The sequence below is a fragment of the Novosphingobium pokkalii genome, assembly GCF_014652855.1.
GTDB classification, from domain to species: Bacteria; Pseudomonadota; Alphaproteobacteria; order Sphingomonadales; family Sphingomonadaceae; genus Novosphingobium; species Novosphingobium pokkalii.
The window spans coordinates 22,064-40,502 of sequence record NZ_BMZP01000016.1 but is presented as its reverse complement, the minus strand read 5'-3'; the positions used below and the strand labels follow the sequence as shown (position 1 = coordinate 40,502).

Below are 18,439 nucleotides of genomic sequence, written 5' to 3'. Positions count from 1 at the left end.
TGCGGGCGTGGCATGCTTGCCTTCGGGTAAACACGGATGGCGGGAACTGTGATGGCAAATGAATGGGCCGGCCAGCGCGGGGCGAACACGGCGCAGCAGGCCGCGCGCTTGGGTGAGCCAGCCAAGGGCGGGGCGGCCAGTGGCACGGTCGAGGCCGCGCTGGGCCATGCAGCCCGCCTGCTGGCCCGGCAGCCGGCGCTGGCCCTGGCGCAGGCCCGCGAAATCCTGCGGGCTGTGCCCGGCCATCCCCATGCGGTGCTGATCGAAGGCCAGGCGCTGCGCGCGCTGGGGCGGCTGGATGAGGCTCGTGGCGTGCTGGCCGCGCTGGCAGCGGCGCAGCCGCGCGCGGCGGCGGCGGCGGCGGAACTGGGATTGACGCTGGCCGCGCTGGGGGCGGTGCCCGAAGCCATTGCGCAGTTGCGCCGCGCGGTGGCGCTCAAGCCGGACATGGCCCATGCGTGGCAGGCCCTGGCCGGGCTGCTGCGCGCGACGGGGGACGAAGCCGGCGCGGCCCGCGCCGATGTTGCCGGGATCGAGGCCGCATCGAAAGATCCGGTGCTGCTGCGCGCCGCCATGGCCATGGGGGAAGGGCGGCTGGAGGATGCCGAGGCGCAAGTGCGGGCGCGGCTGGCGGCCTGGCCGGCCGATCCGGCTGCCTTGCGCCTGCTGGGCGAAGTGTTGTGGCGGCAAGGCGAGATCGAGGCGGCCGTGCCGCTGCTGCGCGCCGCCGTGGCGCGGGCACCGGCCTTTGCCGCCGCGCGCGAACTCCTGGTGCGCCTGCTGGCCATGGGGCCGGACGTGGCCGAGGCGCTGGACCATGCCACGCGGCTGGTGGCGGACGATCCCGAACACGGCGGTCATGCCATGCTCAAGGCCTCGCTGCTGGTGCGGATCGGCGACCAGGAGGGCGCGCGCGATCTCTACCGCGCGATCCTGGCCCGCGATAAGGGGCGGCCGCGCGTCTGGCTCAATCTGGGGCACGTGGAAAAGACCATCGGCAACCAGGCCGCCGCGATCGAGGCCTATCGCCGCGCCGCCGCGCTCGATCCCGCGACAGGGGAAGCGTGGTGGAGCCTGGCCAATCTCAAGACCGTGCGGCTGGACAAGGCGGACATTGCCGCGATGCGCGCCGCGCTGCCGCACGATGCCGTGGGCGGGGACCGGGCCGAGGACGTGGCGCAACTGCATTTCGCGCTGGGCAAGGCCTTTGAGGACCAGAGCCGCGACGACCCCGCTGCTGCCGAAAGCGCCTTTGCCCACTATGCGCGCGGCAATGCCCTGCGCCGCAGCGTGCTCGATTATGATCCCGCCCGCACCGAGGCGGCGGTGGCCAGCCATGCCGCGCTGTTTACCGCGCCGTTCCTGGCGGAGCGGGCGGGCTGGGGCTGTCCGGCGGCCGATCCGATCTTCGTCGTCGGCCTGCCGCGCAGCGGATCGACGCTGGTCGAGCAGATCCTGGCCAGCCATTCGCAGATCGAGGGCACGATGGAACTGCCCGACATGATGCTGATTGCCGACCGCCTGCAAGCGCGGGTGGAAGAAGGCGAATTTGCCGATATGGCGGCTCTGCTCACCGCGCTGGGGCCGGAGGAATGCCGCCGCCTGGGCGAGGAATACCTGGAGCGCACGCGCATCCACCGCAAGACCGACCGCCCCTACTTCGTCGACAAGATGCCCAACAATTGGCAGCATCTGGGCCTGATCCGCATGATCCTGCCCTATGCCACGGTAATCGACGCGCGGCGCCATCCGCTGGGCTGCTGCTTTTCGGGGTGGAAGCAGTATTTCGCGCGCGGGCAGGTGTTCAGCTATGACCTGAGCGAGATCGGCCGCTATTACGCCGCCTATGTCCGGCAGATGGCCGAGTTCGACCGGGCGGCTGCGGAGGCCGGCCATGGCGCGGTGCATCGCGTGATCTATGAAGAGATGGTGGCCGATACGCCCGGCCAGGTGCGCGCCCTGCTCGATGCCGTGGGCGTGCCGTTCGAGGACGGTTGCCTGGCGTTCTGGCAGAACCGCCGCGCGGTGCGCACGGCCAGTTCGGAACAAGTGCGCCAGCCGATCTATACCGATGCCGTGGAGCACTGGAAGCGGTTCGAGCCGTGGCTCGATCCGCTGCGGGTGGCGCTTGGCCCGGTGCTGGACAGCTATCCCGGCGTGCCGGCGGACTGGTGAACCCGCCGGCGGCCGGAAACGTCATGCGACGTTGAGCGTCACGTCGATGTTGCCGCGCGTGGCGTGGCTGTAGGGGCAGATTTCGTCGGCCTTGGCGACCAGGGCTTCGGCGGCGGCGCGGTCGACGCCGGGCAGGTGGACGGTCAGCGCCACGGCCAGACCAAAGCCGCCATCGTCGCGCGCGCCGATGCTCACAGCCGAATCCACCACGATGTCATTGGGCACGCGGGGCAGGGCCTTGTCCTGGCTGGCGGCAAACTTCATCGCGCCGATGAAGCAGGCGGCATAGCCGGCGGCAAAGAGCTGTTCGGGATTGTTGCCGGCGCCGTTGCCGCCGAGTTCCTTGGGCGTGGCGAGGGTCACGTCCAGGCCGTTGTTGACGCCGTCTTCGGCAATCGTGGCGCGGCCATCGCGGCCACCGGTGGCCTTGGCATGGGCGGTGTAAAGCGGCTTGATCGACATGGGGAATGTCCTTTCTCGGATTAATATCGAAAACGATTTGATCGTATGCGATCTAAATAAGCGAGTCGCTGGCGAAGGTCAAGCCCTTGCGATTGGATCGTGTGCGATTTATCTTGGTTCGCATGCCCCAGACCCATCCCGACCCGATCGATCCCGCGCTGACCGGCCCCCAGGCCGCCGCGCAGCTTGCCGCCCGTGGCACATCCGTGGCGCCGGGCGAGCCGGGCAAGCCCTTTGCCAACATGCTGTGCTTTTCGGTCTATGCTGCGCAACTGGCGTTCAACCGGCTCTATAAGCAATTGCTGGCGCCCCATGGGCTGACCTATCTGCAATACCTGGTGCTGGTGGCGCTGGCTCAGGCGGAGGACCGCACGGTGGGCGAACTGGGCGAAGTGCTGTTCCTGGAATCCAACACGCTGACCCCTTTGCTCAAGCGCATGGAGGCCGCTGGCCTGGTTTCGCGCCGCCGGGACAGCGCGGACGAGCGCGTGGTGCGCGTGGCCCTGGCGCCAGCGGGCGCGGCTGTGGTGGCGCAAGTCGAATGCGTGCCGCTCGACGTGCTGGCGGCGATCGACCTGCCGCTGGGTGACCTGCACCAGATGAAAAGCGCGATCGATCGGCTCAGCCAGGAATTGCGCAAGACGCCGGCTTGAGCCGCGTCAGGGAGCAGTGGGCGGCACCAGCAGGCGTTCCGCGCGGGCCAGATCGGCCGGGGTGTCGATGTCCAGCGCCTGGTCCGGCGTGAGCGGCAAGGTCGGCGCGTCGCGCAGCAGGGCGCCGGCCCCGCGATCCCCGGTGAGAGCGCCAAGGGCGGCGAAATGCGCACGGCCCAGCAGCGCGGGCGGCAGGCGCTGGCCTTCGCAGACGCTGGTCAGCCGGTCGCCGTCGAACGCCTCCAGCATGCGGGCAAAATGCGCAGGCGGCACCAGCGGCATGTCGGCCAGCGCGATCAGCACGGCTTGGGCATCGCCGACGGCAGCCAGGCCGAGCGCGAGTGAGCGCGATTGCGGTGCATCGGGCGGTTCGAGCGCCACGCGGGCGAAGCCGGGCAAGCCGGGCACATCGGGCGCGGCCACCAGGATGCGTTGTGCCAGCGGCAGGGCGTGGGTGGCAGCGGCGACGTGCGCGATCACCGGCTTGCCCGCCAGCGTGGCGGCAAGCTTGCCCCCGCCAAAGCGGCTGCCGCGACCGGCGGCGAGCAGGACGAGCGCGACCGAGCCGCTCATCGCGCGCGCCGAACCCGGCTTTCGCTGATCAGCGGCGCCGGGCGGTTGATGAAGGTTTTCAGGGCAAAGCTGCTCTGCACATGGGCCACGCCGGGAATTTGCGTGAGGCGTTCGAGCAGCTCGCGATAATGATCGAGATCGCGCACCACGCAGCGCAGCAGGAAGTCAGAGCCGCCGGACATCAGGAATCCGCTCATGATTTCGGGCAGTTCGCCCACCTGCGTCTCGAACCGGTCGAGCGCCTCGCGTTGTTGCCGCTCCAGCGTGACCGAGACGAACACGCTCATCTTCCCGGCCAGGGCGCGCTCGTCGAGTCGGGCGAAATAGCCAGTGATCAGGCCTGCGGCTTCCAGTTGGCGCACGCGGCGAATCGTGGGCGTGAGCGAGAGGCCGATTTCCTCGGCCAGATCGCGCCAACTCATCCGGCCATCGCGGGTGAGGCATTGCAGGATGCGGATGTCCCAGGAATCGAGTTCGGGTGCAGCGGTGTTTTCCGACATGAAAGCGTGAATGCACCACTCAATGGCGCGATGATAGTGCAAATTTGTGCCAAGGGCTTTTACCTGCGCCGCAATTGGCAACCCTTTCCAACCCTTTCGCGTTATGCTGCTGTTCCCGATGAAGGCTTGGGAGAGGATAGCCGTGGCCGATTTCGCCAACCAGCAGCCCCTGGCGCTGCACGTGCCCGAGCCCAAGGCCCGGCCCGGCGTCGAGCCGGACTGGAGCGGCCTGACGCTGCCGCCCGCCGGCGCGCAACCACGCCCGGACGAAACTTGCGCGGCCGCCGAGACCTGGCCGCTGTGCACCGACCTGATCCGCGTGCTGGACGAGGACGGCGTGGCGCAGGGGCCATGGAACCCCCGGCTCGATGCCGAAACGCTGCGCACCATGCTGCGCAACATGGCCCTGACCCGCGCGTTTGACGAGCGCATGTTCCGCGGCCAGCGCCAGGGCAAGACCAGCTTCTACATGAAGTGCACCGGCGAGGAAGCGACTTCGGTGGCGCCGGCCATGGCGCTGGCGGCCGATGACATGGTCTTTCCCAGCTATCGCCAGCAGGGCATCCTGATCACGCGCGGCTATCCGCTGGAAGACATGATCAACCAGATCTATTCCAACAAGGCGGACAAGCTGAAGGGTCGGCAATTGCCGATCATGTATTCGGCACGCGACTATGGCTTTTTCACCATTTCGGGCAACCTTGCCACGCAATTGCCGCAGGCGGTGGGCTGGGCCATGGCCAGCGCCATTTCGGGCGACACGCGGATTGCCGCCGCCTGGGTGGGCGAAGGATCGACTGCCGAGGGCGATTTCCATTCCGCGCTGACCTTTGCCACGGTCTACAATGCGCCGGTCGTGCTCAACGTGGTCAACAACCAGTGGGCCATTTCCAGCTTTTCGGGCTTTGCCGGGGCGGAACGCCAGACCTTTGCCGCGCGCGCGATCGGCTATGGCGTGGCGGGTCTGCGGGTGGATGGCAACGATCCGCTGGCGGTCTATGCTGCCACCCGCTGGGCCGCGAACCGCGCCCGCAGCAATGCCGGATCGACGCTGATCGAGCATTTCACCTACCGCGCCGAAGGGCATTCGACGTCCGACGATCCCTCGCAATACCGCAGCGCGCAGGAGCGCAGCACCTGGCCGCTGGGCGACCCGATCGTGCGGCTGAAGAACCACCTGATCGCACTGGGCGAATGGGACGAGAACCGCCAGGCGGCGATGGACGCGGAACTGGCCGAAATGGTGAAAGCCGCGACCCGCGCGGCCGAGGCCAATGGCGTGCTGGGCCATGGGATGCACCATCCGTTCCACACCATGTTCGAGGACGTGTTCGAGACGCTGCCCTGGCATCTGCGCGAACAGAGCGAGCAGGCCATGCGCGAGAGGCGGATCAAGTGGCCCGATTGGCGCCCCGAGGACGGAGACGAAATGCCATGAGCCGCCGCATGACAATGATCGAGGCGATCAACGACGCGCTCGACGTGACGATGGGCCGTGATCCTGCCGTGGTGATCATGGGCGAGGACGTGGGCTATTTCGGCGGGGTGTTCCGCGCGACTGCCGGCTTGCAGAAGAAGTATGGCAAGACCCGCGTGTTCGATACGCCGATCAGCGAATGCGGGATCATCGGCGTGGCCGTGGGCATGGGCGCCTATGGCCTGCGCCCGGTGCCGGAAATCCAGTTTGCCGACTATATCTATCCCGGCCTGGACCAGCTCGTTTCGGAGGCGGCGCGGCTGCGCTATCGCTCGGCCGGGGAATTCATCGCGCCGCTGACCGTGCGTTCGCCCTTTGGCGGCGGCATCTTTGGCGGGCAGACCCACAGCCAGAGCCCCGAAGCGCTGTTCACCCATGTGGCGGGCCTCAAGACGGTGATCCCGTCGAACCCGCACGATGCCAAGGGCCTGCTGATCGCGGCGATCGAGGACAACGATCCGGTAATCTTCTTCGAGCCCAAGCGCATCTACAACGGGCCGTTCACCGGCGCCTATGACCGCCCGGTGGAGCCGTGGAACAAGCACGCCGACAGCGAAGTGCCCGAAGGCTATTACACCGTGCCGCTGGGCAAGGCGCGCGTGGTGCGCGAAGGCGAGGCGGTGACCGTCCTGGCCTATGGCACGATGGTCCACGTGGCCCATGCGGTGTGCCTGGACAAGGGCGTCGACGCCGAGGTGATCGACCTGCGCACGCTGGTGCCGCTGGATATCGAGACGATCCGCGCTTCGGTGCGCAAGACCGGCCGCTGCATGATCGTGCACGAGGCGACGCGCACCGGCGGCTTTGGCGCCGAGCTGTCCGCCCTGGTGCAGGAGCATTGCTTCTATGACCTGGAAGTGCCGATCGAGCGCGTGACCGGCTTCGACACGCCTTATCCGCACAGCCTGGAATGGGCCTATTTCCCCGGGGCCGTGCGCATTGGCGAAGCCCTCGATCGCATCAGCAAGGATTGATTCGCATGGCGCTTTACACCTTCCGCCTGCCCGACATCGGCGAAGGCATTGCCGAGGCCGAAATCGTTGCCTGGCACGTGCAACCCGGCGACACGGTGGGCGAGGACAGCCCGCTGGCCGACATGATGACCGACAAGGCCACCGTGGAAATGGAAAGCCCGGTGGCCGGCCGCGTGGTTTCGATCGCCGGCGAAGTGGGGGACCGGATTCCGATCGGCTCCGTGCTGGTGGAAATCGAGGTTGAGGGCGATGTTGGGGAGGGGACTTCGACAGGCTCAGCCCGAACGGAAACCACACTGCAAAAACCCACCCCCGTTCGCCCTGAGCCTGTCGAAGGGCGGGAGCCTGGCGCCGAGGTCGCGCAGGGGGCTTCGACAAGCTCAGCCCGAACGGAACCTGACCATCTTCCTGCTACCCCCGTTCGCCCTGAGCTTGTCGAAGGGCCGCAGAGCAACGCGCGCGTGCTGGCCAGCCCGGCCGTGCGCCAGCGCGCGCGTGAACTGGGGATCGATCTGGCGCAAGTGCGCCCGTCGCAGGATGGCCGCGTGCGCCACGGGGACCTGGACCAGTTCCTGGCCTATAACCGCAGCTATGCCCCGGCCGGCGCGGCGCGGGCGGACGAACAGGTGAAAGTGATCGGCCTGCGCCGTCGCATTGCCGAAAACATGGCGGCGGCCAAGCGCGCCATTCCGCATTTCACCTATGTGGAGGAATGCGACGTGACCGCGCTGGAAGAGCTGCGCGCGCAGCTCAATGCCGGTGGTCTCGATCGTCCGCGCCTGACCATGCTGCCGCTGCTGATCGTGGCGATCTGCCGCACGCTGCCGCAGTTCCCGATGCTCAACGCGCGCTATGACGATGAAGCCGGCGTGGTGACGCGCCACGGCGCGGTGCACATGGGCATGGCCACGCAGACACCCGGCGGGTTGATGGTGCCGGTGATCCGCGATGCGCAGGCGAAGAATCCGTGGGCACTGGCGCAGGAGATTGCTCGGCTGGCGGAGGCGGCGCGCAATGGCACGGCCAGGGCCGACGAACTGTCGGGCTCCACCTTCACGATCACGTCGCTTGGGCCCTTGGGCGGCGTGGCGACGACGCCGGTCATCAACCGGCCCGAAGTGGCGATCATCGGCCCCAACCGCATCGTCGAGCGGCCGATGTTCGTGCCCGATGGCCTGGGTGGCGAACGCATTGCCAAGCGCAAGCTGATGAACATCTCGATCAGTTGCGACCATCGCGTGGTCGATGGCTGGGATGCGGCGAGCTTTGTTCAGGCGGTGAAGAAGCTGATCGAGACGCCGGCGCTTATCTTGGCGTGACCTGTTCTGGCGTTGCGGTGGGGCCTGGGTTCCTAGGGTTGCGTGGGGCCCCGGCTCGGGGCCGGGGCGACGGATATGGTGAATCGTCGCCCCGGACTTGATCCGGGGCCCTCCGCAAACCTGGATGCCTTCAGAAATCCGATGCGCGCGAGGCGGCGCGGGCCTTGGCGAAGGCATCGCGGCGGAAGGCCTCGAACGCCACGCGCTGGTCGTGGCCCGGATCCTTGGGATAGTCGCGATATTCGGCAATGATCTCGTCGAAGATTTCGCGCATCTCTTCCTTGTGATCGGGGTGCGAGAAGATGTGCAGGCGGTTTTCGCGCATGGCGTCGAGCGTGCGCTGCGCGATCACGTCGGGCTCCATGCCGAATTCGTGGACGCCGGCCAGGCGCTCCACCGCTTCGTGGTTGACCGGCTTGGCCCCTCCCTTCAGGCCTTCGGGGCGGATCGCGTCGCTGGCATAGATATAGCTTTTGACCAGGCCGGGGCACAGCACCGAAACGCCGATGCCATATGGCAGCAGGGAATAGTGCAGCGATTCGGAAAGACCGCGCACGGCGAACTTGGTGGTGTTGTAGATGCCCGGCGTTCCGGCGGCGAGGAACGCGGCCATCGAGGCGGTGTTCGTGATGTGTCCGCCCTTTTGCGTGCCGGCTTTCACCCGTTCCACCATGCGCGGCACGAAGGTCATAACCCCGTTGATCACGCCGTGGAGATTGACGCCCAGCAGCCAGTCCCAGTCGTCATAGCTCGATTCCTCGATCGGCTGGAAAAGGTTGACCCCGGCGTTGTTGAACAGCAGCGAGACCGGGCCGAATTCGGCCTCCACCCGGTCGGCCGCCTCGCGGAAAGCCTCGCGGCTCGATACGTCGAGCTGCACGCCCATGACCTCTCGGTTGTCCAGGCTGGCCAGAGCCTGGTCGATCGAATCCTGGCGAATGTCGGCAATCGCCACCTTGCAGCCTTCGTTGAGCAACTGGCGGACGAGGCCGATGCCGACGCCATTGGCGCCGCCGGTGACGAAGGCCGTGCGGCCGGCAAAGTCCTTCATGCGGTCACTCCCATGCGGCTGGCCTTGAGCGCGTTCTGTCGCTCGATTTCGGCGGTGATCGCCGGGTTGCGGAACAGCATGGCGAACGTGGCCTTGTATTCCGGGTTTTCGGGCAAGTGCGTCTGCACGGCGGCGGTCGTCGCTTCGCCGCGTTCCTGCACGCCCAGCAGGAATTCGGAGTGGGTGAGGATGTAAAGCTCGTCGTTGAGGATGCCTTCGAGCACGCGCTGCCCGACTTGCTCCTTGGTCTGGTAGAGATGTGCGAAATTGCCGCCGGCCTGGCGGCGCTTGTCGGCTTCGGCATAGCCGGTTTCGGCCAGGTCCGCCGGGCGCGTCTTGCCCGCTTCGGCAATGTTGGACTGCACCGCGCCGGGGCAGAAGGCCGAGCAGATCACGCCGCGCGATTCGAGTTCGGGGCGCATGCATTCCATCATCGACGTGACGGCCGCCTTGCCCGAGGAATAGATCGTGGTGGCCGCAGCCGGCACCAGGGCGGACATTGACGCGGTATTGACGATATGCCCGCCTTCGCCATGGGCGAGGATGCGCGGCAGCACGGTGACGATCCCGTTGATCGTGCCGCCCAGGTTCACCCCCATGACCCAGTCCCAATCGGCAAAGGTGGCCAGCTCGGTGGGACCGACCACGGCGACGCCGGCATTGTTGACCAAGAGGTGGATCCTGCCGAAGCGCGCCTCGATCGCATCGACCACCTGGGCGTAGTTGGCGCGGTCGGTCACGTCGAGCTTGAGCGCCAGGATGCGGTCGGTCTTGCCGCCGGTCACTTCGGCCAGTTCGGCGCTGCCGGCGGCGAGGTGATCGTCGCGAATGTCGGCAATGGCCACGTTCATGCCCGCGCCCAGCAGCGCCTTGGCGATGCCCAGGCCGATGCCACTGGCCCCCCCGGTGACGATTGCTGTTTTACCCGGCAGATCCTGCATGGTTCCTCTCCGCTTTGCTTGTAACGTTTGTTATCGTGATCGGCGCCGTGGGCAGCGCTGAATCTGTTTTTCACCCTACCTATTCCCTACCTGGGAATTGTATGCAAGACTAACAATGCGCCGGACGAAAAAGGCTCCGTCCGAACAGGAGCCCGCCGGGAGAGGAGACAAGCGATGGCAGGTGCAATGGCGCCGACGATTCCCGACGACGGGATGGCGGCTCTTCAGGCAGAAGCGGCGTTCGACGATGCAGCGGCAACCTTGCCGGCGCACGCGCAGGCTTGGCCCTCGGCCGGCAAGGCGTGGTTTGCGCTGTTTGCCATCGTGCTGGCCACGTTCCTCAACTTCTTCGACCAGACCGTGTTCGGCATGCTGGCGCAGCGGATCAAGCAGGATTTCGCGCTGAGTGATGAAGCGCTGGGGTTCCTGGGCGGGCCAGCCAGCGTGATCTTCTTCGTGGTAGTGGGCATTCCCCTGGCGCGGCTGGCGGATATCTATCCGCGCCGGCTGGTGCTGGCCGGCGGCATGCTGGCCACCGCGACGATCATGGCGCTGGGCGGCATGGCGCAGACATTCGGCCAGTTCGTGGGCAGCCGCATGTTCCTGGGCGCGGGCGGATCGGCCCACGCGCCGGCTTCCTATTCGCTGCTCGCCGATTTCTTTCCGCCCAAGAAGATCACGCGCGCCTTTGCCGTGCTGCAACTGGGCTTCATCGGCGGCACGACGGTGGGCGTGGCGCTGGGCGGCAAGCTGATCATGGCGCTGGCGGGCATGCCCGATCCGGTGATCCTGGGGCTGCGCGTCCATTCGTGGCAACTGATCTTGCTGGGGGAGGCCTTGGCCGGCGTGCTGGCGGCGCTGCTGCTGCTGGCGATTCGCGAGCCGGCGCGGCGGGGACAGCGGCCCGCGCCCGGGGCCAGCGGCATGGCGGCAGGAGCCGGGCTTGGCCGGCGGGTGCTGGCCTTCACCGGGCTGGACGCGATGCGCGCGATCCATGCGCGGGGCCGGGTCTATTACCCGCTGTTCCTCGGCCTGGCGCTGGCGGCGATCGAGACCTTCGGCCTGGCGTTCTGGCGGGTGCCGTTCATGATCCGCACCTATGGCTGGAACGAGGGGCGGATCGGCATGGTCATGGCGCCGATGCTGCTGGCCAGTTCGCTGCTGGGCATTTTCCTGGGCGGCGTGTTCGTGGAATGGATGGCCAAGCGCCACAAGGATGCCAACGTGCGTTGCGCGGCGATCCTGTTCGGCCTGGTCACGATCTGCGCGATCACGGCTCCGCTGATGCCCACGGGCGAGGCGAGCCTGGCCGTCATGGCGCTTGGCGGCATGTTCGGTCTGGCCGGCGCGGTGCCGCAGAACGCCGCGATCCAGCGTATCGCGCCCAATGAAATGCGCGGGCAGGTGACGGCCATCTACCTGTTCATGTTCACCTTTTTCGGGGCCATGGGCAGCTTTGTGGTCGGCGTGGTGGCGCAGCGCGTGGTGGGCGTGGAAGCGGAGCTGTGGAAAGCGCTGGTGATCACCGCCGGCGCCCTTTTGCCCATCGCCACGGTGAGCATGATCCTGGCCATCCGTCCCTATCGCGAGGAAGTGGCCCGGCTGGAAGCGCAAGGGCGTTGACAGCCCGATCCCGATCCGCAATTTGTTAGTTAGACAAACAAAATGGAGAGAGTGATGACGGGCGAGACCGGAAGCGATCGCGTGGCCGCGCTGGAGGAAAGGCTGGCGCAGGTGGAAGCGCGCCTGACCGTGCGCGAAGACGAGCTGGACGTGCGCAAGTTGCAGCATCTTTATGGCTATCTGATCGACAAGTGCCTCTACAACGAGACGGTGGACCTGTTCACGCCCGATGGCGAAGTGCGCTTCTTCGGCGGCACCTGGAAAGGCAAGGAAGGCATTCGCCGGCTCTATGTGGAGCGGTTCCAGAAGCGCTTCACTTATGGCAACAACGGCCCGATCGATGGCTTCCTGCTCGACCATCCGCAGTTGCAGGACATCATCGATATCCAGCCCGATGGCGTGACCGCATTGGGCCGCGCGCGTTCGATGATGCAGGCCGGGCGCCACAAGGATTTCGAAGGCGATGCTCCGCACCTGAAAGCCCGCCAATGGTGGGAAGGCGGGATCTACGAGAACACCTACAAGAAAGTGGATGGCAAGTGGCACATCCACATCTTGAACTACATGCCGATCTGGCACGGCGACTTTGACACTGGCTGGGCCAATACCCCGCCCGAATACGTGCCGTTTCCCAAGGTGACCTACCCCACCGATCCCACCGGGCCGGACGAACTGCTGGAAGGGCACTGGCTGTGGCCGACCCACAGGATCACCCCGTTCCACATGAACCACCCGATCACCGGCAAGCCGATCGAGGCGCAGCGCTTGCAGCGCGATCTCGACCACGATGCCGCGATCGCCGCGAAGTAAGCCCATGACGCAGGCTGCCTATCCCTCGCTGCACATGATCATCAACGGCCAGCGCGTGAGCGGGGGTGGGCGGCGCACCCATGCCGTGGTCAACCCGGCCACCGGCGCGGTGCTGGGCGAACTGCCCTTGGCCGACGCGGCAGACCTGGATGCCGCGCTGGACGTGGCGGCGCAGGGCTTTGCCCTGTGGCGCAACTCCACCCCGCAGCAACGCACCGCCGTGCTCAACGGCGCGGCGCGGCTGATGCTGGAACGGCAGGAAGACCTCGCCCGCGTTGCCACGCTGGAGCAGGGCAAGACCCTGGCCGAGGCGCGGATCGAAGTCTTGATGAACGTGGGCCTGTTCCAGTTCTATGCCGGCGAAGTGCAGCGCCTCTATGGTCGCGCGCTGGTGCGCCCCACCGGCATGCGTTCCACAGTCTGCCATGAACCGGTGGGGCCGGTGGCGGCCTTTGCGCCGTGGAACTTCCCGCTGGGCAATCCCGGGCGCAAGCTAGGCGCGCCGGTGGCGGCGGGGTGTTCGGTCATCCTCAAGGCGGCGGAGGAAACGCCGGCCTCTGCGCTGGGCGTGCTGCAATGCCTGCTCGACGCCGGGCTGCCGCCGCAAGTGGCGCAGGCGGTGTTCGGCGTGCCCGACGAAGTGAGCCGGCACTTGCTGGGCAGCCCGGTGATCCGCAAGCTGTCGTTCACCGGATCGACGCAGGTGGGCAAGCACCTGGCCAAGCTGGCCGCCGATGACATGAAGCGCACCACCATGGAACTGGGTGGCCATGGCCCGGTGCTGGTCTTTGCCGATGCCGATCTCGACCGCGCGATCGAGACGGCCGTGGCGCACAAGTATCGCAACGCCGGGCAGGTTTGCGTCAGCCCCACCCGCTTCATCGTGGAAGAACCGGTGTTCGCGGCCTTTCGCGACGGCTTTGCCGCGCGCGCGGCAACAATTCGCGTGGGCAACGGGCTGGACGAAGGCGTGCAGATGGGGCCGATGGCCAATCCGCGCCGGCCCGAGGCCATGGAGCGGCTGATCGGCGATGCCATGGCGCGCGGCGCTCGGTTGCACACGGGCGGCGAGCGGGTCGGCAATGCCGGGTTCTTTTTCGCGCCCACCGTGCTGTCCGACATTCCGCTCGATGCCGCGATCATGAACGAGGAGCCGTTCGGCCCGGTGGCGCTGATCAACCGCTTTGCCGATGCAGACGCCATGATCGCCGAGGCGAACCGGCTGCCTTATGGCCTGGCGGCTTATGCCTGGTGCCAGGGCCACGCCACCCGCGCGCGCGTGGCGGCCGAAGTGGAAACCGGCATGCTGGGCATCAACACCACGATGATCGGCGGGGCCGATGCGCCGTTCGGCGGGGTGAAATGGTCGGGCCACGGGCACGAGGACGGGCCGGAAGGGCTGATGGCCTGCCTGGTGACCAAGACCGTGCACGAAGCCTGATGCGCAACGTCATGCGCCCAGTCACGTGCAATGTCACACTCGGGAAACACTCTGGCAAGGCAAGGGGCATAGCGCGGACCGCTTGCCCCTTGCCTGCCGGAGTGCCCGATGCGCCGCTTTCCCGTTTCCGTCCTTTGTCTTGGCGCTTTCCTGGCGTTGACCGCCGGCCCGCTGCATGCAGCGGAAGAGGATGGGCAGGTGTGGCTTGCGCAGCAATCGTTCCTCAATCTCGACCAGAAGTTGGTGCTGTTCACCGACCTGCAACTGCGCCTGACCGACGATGCCGAGCGGGCCGGGCAGGCGATCGCACGCGGCGCGCTGGGGGTGAAGCTCGACCGCTCGACCACGGTGTGGGGCGGCTATGGCTATATCCGCACCGATCCGCAGGGTGGGCGGGTGAGCCACGAGCATCGCGTGTTCGAGCAGGTGACCTGGCGTGCGTTTGGCGACGGGGCCGGCAATGCCACCACGCGCCCCACGCTGACCGGGCGCACCCGGCTGGAACAGCGCATGGTGGAGGGGCAGGGCGGCACCGGCTGGCGCCTGCGCCAACTGGTGCGGCTGGACGTGCCGCTGGGCAAGCCGGGCACGCCGCAGGCCGTGCTCTGGGCCGAGCCGTTCGTGGGCCTCAACCGCACCGGCTGGGGCCAGAAATCGGGCTTCGACCAGTTGCGCGGCTTTGCCGGTCTGGCCTTGCCGGTGGGCAAGGGGATCAGCGTGGAAGCCGGCTATTCAGGACAATACGTGTCGCGCCCGGCGCGCGAGGACCGGATGAACCATATTGCCAGCCTGTCGCTGATAATCCGCAGGTGATCGCGCGCGGGCCGGCCCCTGACCAGGAGAGGCCCGCATGACCCAGGATTTGAAGACCGCCGATCTGAAAACGGGTGGCGCGCAAGGATACTTGCGCATCGCCACCGAGGAAGCCTTTGCGACGCAGGAGCAGGTCGACGCCTACTTGCGCATGATCCGCGATGGCGAGGCGGACTTGGGGCTCGTCTCGCTCTGGGGTTTCTATGCCCAGTCGCCGTCCGAACGCGCGGTGCAGATCATGGAGCGCCTGCTCGATCTGGGCGAGCGGCGCATTGCCGACATGGACGCGACCGGCATCGACAAGGCGATCCTGGCACTGACTTCGCCCGGCGTGCAGCCGCTGACCAACCTGGAGGAGGCCAAGGCCATTGCCGCGCGGGCCAACGACACGCTGGCGCAGGCCTGCACGCGCTATCCCGACCGCTTCATCGGCCTGGGCACGGTGGCGCCGCAAGACCCGGAATGGTCCGCCCGCGAAATCCATCGTGGCGCCAAGGAGCTGGGCTTCAAGGGCATCCAGATCAACAGCCACACGCAGGGCCGCTATCTGGACGAGGATGTCTTCGACCCGATCTTCCGCGCGCTCGTCGAGGTGGGGCAGCCGCTCTACATTCATCCACAGACGCCGCCCGATGCGATGATCGGCCCGATGCTGGAGGCCGGGCTCGATGGCGCGATCTTTGGCTTCGGCGTGGAAACCGGCATGCATCTGCTGCGGCTGATCACCATCGGCATTTTCGACCGCTATCCCGACTTGCAGATCATCGTGGGCCATATGGGCGAAGCGCTGCCGTACTGGCTCTATCGCCTCGATTTCATGCACCAGGCCGGTGTGCGGTCACAGCGCTATGCCCGGATGAAGCCGCTCAAGAAGACCATTGCCGAATATCTGCGCTCCAATGTGCTGGTGACCAATTCGGGCATGGCGTGGGAACCGGCGATCAAGTTCTGCCAGGAGGTGATGGGCGAGGACCGCGTGATGTATGCGATGGACTATCCCTATCAGTACGTGGCCGATGAAGTGCGGGCGATGGACACAATGGACATGAGCGCGCAAACCAAGAAGAAGTTCTTCCAGACCAACGCGGAACGCTGGTTCAAGTTGTAATCCGCCAGACCAGACCGAGGGAGAGAGACCATGTACGCTGTGGCAGGGGCATCGGGACAATTGGGGCGGCTGGTGCTGGCCGAACTGGTGGCGCGGGCAGGCGCGGCGCGGGTTGTCGCGCTGGCGCGCGATCCGGCCAAGCTGGCGGACGCGGGCGTGGCCGTGCGCCAGGCCGATTACGACAAGCCAGAAACGCTGGCCCCCGCGCTGGCCGGGGTGGAGCGCTTGCTGCTGATCTCGGGCAACGCGGTGGGCGCGCGGGTGGCGCAGCACCAGGCGGTGATCGCAGCGGCGAGGGCGGCCGGGGTCAAGCTGATCGCCTATACCTCGATCCTCCATGCCGATACCTCCACCATCGGCCTGGCGCAGGAGCATCGCGAGACCGAAGCGCTGCTGCGCGCGAGCGGCGTACCGTTCGTGCTGCTGCGCAATGGCTGGTACAACGAGAACTACACCGGCGCGCTGGCCCCGGCGATTGCCCATGGCGCCATCCTGGGCGCGGCGGGCGAGGGGCGCATCGCCAGCGCCACGCGAGCCGACTATGCGGCGGCCGCGGCGACCGCGCTGATCGGTGCCAAGGGCGGCGAGGTCTATGAGCTGGCCGGCGACACGGCCTTTACCATGGCCGAATTCGCCGCCGAAGTGTCGCGCGTGGCGGGCAAGCCGGTCGCCTATGTCGACATGACCAAGGCCGACTATGCCGCGGCGCTTGAAGGCGTGGGCCTGCCCGCTTTCCTGGCGCAGATGCTGGCCAATTCCAGCTTCGAATCGAGCAAGGACCAGTTGTTCGGCGACAGCCGCACCCTGAGCGCCCTGATCGGCCGGCCGACCACGCCGATTGCCCAGACTATCGCCAAGGCGCTGGCCTGATCGTGGCGGCAGCGGACGGGATGGCACCGCCATCGCAGGCGATTGCGCGCGGCGGCTGGTATGCCCTGGTGCTGGTGGCGCTGACCAATGCGATGAGCCTGCTCGATCGCCAGATCCTGGCGATCCTGGCGCCGGCGATCAAGCACGACCTGGGCGTGGGCGATGCCGAGATGGGGCTGCTCTACGGCACGGTCTTCGCGCTGTTCTACGCGCTGTTCTCGCTGCCGGTGGGGCGGCTGGCCGATGGCTGGACACGCACCCGGCTGCTGGGCATCAGCCTGGTGTTGTGGTCAGCCGCAACCGGGCTGGGCGGGCTGGCGACCAGTTTTGCCCTGCTCGCCCTGTCGCGGCTGGGCGTGGGCATCGGGGAGGCCGCGACGCAGCCCGCCGGCACCTCGCTGATCTATGATTTCTGGCCCCGGCATCGGCGTGGCTTCGTCATGGCGGTTTTGGCCTCGGCCATTGCCCTGGGGCTGGGCGGCTCGCTGATCCTGGGCGGCGTGGCGGCGCAGGCCTGGACCGAGCATTGGGCCTACGGCGCCGCGCCCTGGGGTCTCAAGGGCTGGCAGTTCGCCTTCCTGGTCGCGGCTGCACCGGGCTTTGTCCTGGCGGGTTTTGTCGGCACGATGAAGGAGCCGGTGCGAGGGGGGATGGATGGTTTGCCTGCGCCGCGCGATCCCCATCCGTTTCGCGCCAGTCTGGCGCTGCTGGGCGGCGTGACGCCGGGGCTGCACTGGCTGGCCATGGCGGCGCGGCGGGCGCGGGGCGCGGCCTTTGCGTTCAATCTGGGTGCGCTGGCGGCGATTGTGGCGGTGATGGCCGGGCTGGCCGTGGTCTGCCGGGGGCTGTCGCTGCGCCCGCCGGTGCCGCTCGGCCCGCTGGTGATCGATGCCCACGTGCTGCAATGGTCGGTGATCGGCTTTGGCCTGTTCGTGCTGGTCAACCTGATGCAGCGCATGCGCGCCGACGACGCCCAGGCCTTCCGCGTGATTGCCGGCTCGCCCACGCTGATCATGGCCATTGCCGTGGGCACGCTGCAATCGGCGATCAACTATGGCATGATGGCGTTCAACCCCAGTTTCCTGATCAAGACCTATCATCTGTCGATGAAGGATACGGCCTTGCAGTTCGGCTTGCTGTCTGCGGCCATGGGCATTGTCGGGCCGTTGATCTGGGGGCCGCTCGCCGATCGCCTGCACCGCCGCTGGCCGTCTTCGGGCCGGGCCATGGTGGCGCTGTTTGCCATGGGCGTTTCGCCGCTGCTCTCGTTCTGGACCTATCTCTCGCCCGACCCGGCCACGTTCTATTGGCACTTTGCGCTCTACAGCCTGGTGCTGACGGGGTGGATGCCGCCGCTCTATGCGATCATGTACGATCAAGTGCTGCCGCGCATGCGCGGGATCACCGCCAGCCTCTATCTGCTGACCATGACCATCGTGGGCATGGGCATCGGCCCTTATGCCGTGGGCCTGATTTCCGATGCGACCGGCAATCTGACTCATGCGATGCTGGCGATGAATGTGGTGGCCGTGCCGATCGTGGCGCTGATGCTGCTGATCGCGCGGCGCTGCGCCAGGGACGAGGCCGGGTTGCTGGGGCGCTAGGTGGCGTTTTTGCAAGGGTTCGCACCACCCCCCGACCCCCTCCTC

Annotated in this window: 17 protein-coding genes; 12 read left to right on the top strand and 5 right to left on the bottom strand. The window is 67.2% G+C overall.

Annotated features, from left to right (window positions below; translation table 11 throughout):
* The first annotated feature begins 51 nt into the window (after window positions 1-51).
* Window positions 52-2,175 (top strand): tetratricopeptide repeat-containing sulfotransferase family protein, encoded by a 2,124-nt coding sequence (locus IE191_RS15490; protein ID WP_191325293.1) that lies wholly within the window; start codon window positions 52-54, stop codon window positions 2,173-2,175.
* A 21-nt stretch (window positions 2,176-2,196) separates the two neighbouring features.
* Here IE191_RS15490 and IE191_RS15485 read toward each other — a convergent pair whose 3' ends face one another.
* Window positions 2,197-2,637, bottom strand: coding sequence for an organic hydroperoxide resistance protein (locus tag IE191_RS15485; RefSeq protein WP_191325292.1), 441 nt, complete (start codon window positions 2,635-2,637; stop codon window positions 2,197-2,199).
* Between the two features lie 122 nt (window positions 2,638-2,759).
* On the opposite strand from IE191_RS15485, the gene IE191_RS15480 reads away from it, so the two are divergent.
* Window positions 2,760-3,290, top strand: coding sequence for a MarR family winged helix-turn-helix transcriptional regulator (locus tag IE191_RS15480; protein WP_191325291.1), 531 nt, complete (start codon window positions 2,760-2,762; stop codon window positions 3,288-3,290).
* A gap of 6 nt (window positions 3,291-3,296) precedes the next feature.
* On the opposite strand, the gene IE191_RS15475 is transcribed toward IE191_RS15480, so the two are convergent.
* On the bottom strand, window positions 3,297-3,863 hold the full coding sequence (locus tag IE191_RS15475; protein ID WP_191325290.1) for a nucleotidyltransferase family protein: 567 nt from the start codon (window positions 3,861-3,863) through the stop codon (window positions 3,297-3,299).
* On the bottom strand, window positions 3,860-4,363 hold the full coding sequence (locus IE191_RS15470) for an Lrp/AsnC family transcriptional regulator (protein ID WP_191325289.1): 504 nt from the start codon (window positions 4,361-4,363) through the stop codon (window positions 3,860-3,862). The genes IE191_RS15475 and IE191_RS15470 overlap by 4 nt, the downstream gene beginning before the upstream one ends.
* A 103-nt stretch (window positions 4,364-4,466) precedes the next feature.
* Between IE191_RS15470 and IE191_RS15465 the strand changes: the two genes are divergently transcribed.
* The 3 genes from IE191_RS15465 to IE191_RS15455 are packed head-to-tail and all read left to right on the top strand — an operon-like array spanning window position 4,467 to window position 8,133.
* Window positions 4,467-5,801 (top strand): thiamine pyrophosphate-dependent enzyme, encoded by a 1,335-nt coding sequence (locus IE191_RS15465; RefSeq protein WP_373299305.1) that lies wholly within the window; start codon window positions 4,467-4,469, stop codon window positions 5,799-5,801.
* Window positions 5,798-6,814: an alpha-ketoacid dehydrogenase subunit beta gene (locus IE191_RS15460; protein WP_191325288.1), complete on the top strand. Its 1,017-nt coding sequence runs from the start codon at window positions 5,798-5,800 to the stop codon at window positions 6,812-6,814. The genes IE191_RS15465 and IE191_RS15460 overlap by 4 nt, the downstream gene beginning before the upstream one ends.
* Window positions 6,815-6,819: 5 nt before the next feature.
* Complete coding sequence (locus IE191_RS15455) at window positions 6,820-8,133, top strand: dihydrolipoamide acetyltransferase family protein (RefSeq protein ID WP_191325287.1); 1,314 nt, start codon at window positions 6,820-6,822, stop codon at window positions 8,131-8,133.
* A gap of 130 nt (window positions 8,134-8,263) precedes the next feature.
* Here the strand turns inward: IE191_RS15455 and IE191_RS15450 are convergent, their stop codons facing one another.
* Window positions 8,264-9,184 carry an SDR family NAD(P)-dependent oxidoreductase gene (locus IE191_RS15450; RefSeq protein WP_191325286.1) on the bottom strand — a complete coding sequence of 307 codons (921 nt, stop codon included), beginning with the start codon at window positions 9,182-9,184 and terminating at the stop codon, window positions 8,264-8,266.
* Window positions 9,181-10,125, bottom strand: coding sequence for an SDR family NAD(P)-dependent oxidoreductase (locus IE191_RS15445; RefSeq protein ID WP_191325285.1), 945 nt, complete (start codon window positions 10,123-10,125; stop codon window positions 9,181-9,183). Before IE191_RS15445 ends, IE191_RS15450 begins: the two co-directional genes overlap by 4 nt.
* A gap of 174 nt (window positions 10,126-10,299) precedes the next feature.
* Between IE191_RS15445 and IE191_RS15440 the strand changes: the two genes are divergently transcribed.
* From IE191_RS15440 to IE191_RS15410, 7 genes are all read left to right on the top strand, one after another.
* On the top strand, window positions 10,300-11,748 hold the full coding sequence (locus tag IE191_RS15440) for an MFS transporter (protein WP_229815463.1): 1,449 nt from the start codon (window positions 10,300-10,302) through the stop codon (window positions 11,746-11,748).
* A gap of 54 nt (window positions 11,749-11,802) precedes the next feature.
* Complete coding sequence (locus tag IE191_RS15435) at window positions 11,803-12,558, top strand: nuclear transport factor 2 family protein (RefSeq protein ID WP_191325284.1); 756 nt, start codon at window positions 11,803-11,805, stop codon at window positions 12,556-12,558.
* Between the two features lie 4 nt (window positions 12,559-12,562).
* Window positions 12,563-13,999: an NAD-dependent succinate-semialdehyde dehydrogenase gene (locus IE191_RS15430; protein ID WP_191325283.1), complete on the top strand. Its 1,437-nt coding sequence runs from the start codon at window positions 12,563-12,565 to the stop codon at window positions 13,997-13,999.
* A 108-nt stretch (window positions 14,000-14,107) separates the two neighbouring features.
* Window positions 14,108-14,812 carry a DUF2490 domain-containing protein gene (locus tag IE191_RS15425; RefSeq protein WP_191325282.1) on the top strand — a complete coding sequence of 235 codons (705 nt, stop codon included), beginning with the start codon at window positions 14,108-14,110 and terminating at the stop codon, window positions 14,810-14,812.
* 37 nt (window positions 14,813-14,849) lie between these two features.
* Window positions 14,850-15,920: an amidohydrolase family protein gene (locus IE191_RS15420; protein ID WP_191325281.1), complete on the top strand. Its 1,071-nt coding sequence runs from the start codon at window positions 14,850-14,852 to the stop codon at window positions 15,918-15,920.
* A gap of 30 nt (window positions 15,921-15,950) precedes the next feature.
* On the top strand, window positions 15,951-16,790 hold the full coding sequence (locus tag IE191_RS15415; protein ID WP_191325280.1) for an NAD(P)H-binding protein: 840 nt from the start codon (window positions 15,951-15,953) through the stop codon (window positions 16,788-16,790).
* 20 nt (window positions 16,791-16,810) lie between these two features.
* Window positions 16,811-18,394, top strand: coding sequence for an MFS transporter (locus tag IE191_RS15410; protein WP_191325279.1), 1,584 nt, complete (start codon window positions 16,811-16,813; stop codon window positions 18,392-18,394).
* The last annotated feature ends 45 nt before the right edge of the window (window positions 18,395-18,439 follow it).

Excerpts from the sequence above, each read along its gene's own strand:
- IE191_RS15460 (WP_191325288.1), top strand. The coding sequence starts at position 5,798 with ATGAGCCGCCGCATGACAATGATCGAGGCGATCAACGACGCGCTCGAC.
- IE191_RS15450 (WP_191325286.1), bottom strand. The coding sequence starts at position 9,184 with ATGAAGGACTTTGCCGGCCGCACGGCCTTCGTCACCGGCGGCGCCAAT.
- IE191_RS15490 (WP_191325293.1), top strand. The coding sequence starts at position 52 with ATGGCAAATGAATGGGCCGGCCAGCGCGGGGCGAACACGGCGCAGCAG.
- IE191_RS15420 (WP_191325281.1), top strand. The coding sequence starts at position 14,850 with ATGACCCAGGATTTGAAGACCGCCGATCTGAAAACGGGTGGCGCGCAA.
- IE191_RS15465 (WP_373299305.1), top strand. The coding sequence starts at position 4,467 with ATGCTGCTGTTCCCGATGAAGGCTTGGGAGAGGATAGCCGTGGCCGAT.
- IE191_RS15440 (WP_229815463.1), top strand. The coding sequence starts at position 10,300 with ATGGCAGGTGCAATGGCGCCGACGATTCCCGACGACGGGATGGCGGCT.
- IE191_RS15435 (WP_191325284.1), top strand. The coding sequence starts at position 11,803 with ATGACGGGCGAGACCGGAAGCGATCGCGTGGCCGCGCTGGAGGAAAGG.
- IE191_RS15430 (WP_191325283.1), top strand. The coding sequence starts at position 12,563 with ATGACGCAGGCTGCCTATCCCTCGCTGCACATGATCATCAACGGCCAG.
- IE191_RS15475 (WP_191325290.1), bottom strand. The coding sequence starts at position 3,863 with ATGAGCGGCTCGGTCGCGCTCGTCCTGCTCGCCGCCGGTCGCGGCAGC.
- IE191_RS15485 (WP_191325292.1), bottom strand. The coding sequence starts at position 2,637 with ATGTCGATCAAGCCGCTTTACACCGCCCATGCCAAGGCCACCGGTGGC.
- IE191_RS15410 (WP_191325279.1), top strand. The coding sequence starts at position 16,811 with ATGGCACCGCCATCGCAGGCGATTGCGCGCGGCGGCTGGTATGCCCTG.
- IE191_RS15455 (WP_191325287.1), top strand. The coding sequence starts at position 6,820 with ATGGCGCTTTACACCTTCCGCCTGCCCGACATCGGCGAAGGCATTGCC.
- IE191_RS15480 (WP_191325291.1), top strand. The coding sequence starts at position 2,760 with ATGCCCCAGACCCATCCCGACCCGATCGATCCCGCGCTGACCGGCCCC.
- IE191_RS15425 (WP_191325282.1), top strand. The coding sequence starts at position 14,108 with ATGCGCCGCTTTCCCGTTTCCGTCCTTTGTCTTGGCGCTTTCCTGGCG.
- IE191_RS15415 (WP_191325280.1), top strand. The coding sequence starts at position 15,951 with ATGTACGCTGTGGCAGGGGCATCGGGACAATTGGGGCGGCTGGTGCTG.
- IE191_RS15445 (WP_191325285.1), bottom strand. The coding sequence starts at position 10,125 with ATGCAGGATCTGCCGGGTAAAACAGCAATCGTCACCGGGGGGGCCAGT.
- IE191_RS15470 (WP_191325289.1), bottom strand. The coding sequence starts at position 4,363 with ATGTCGGAAAACACCGCTGCACCCGAACTCGATTCCTGGGACATCCGC.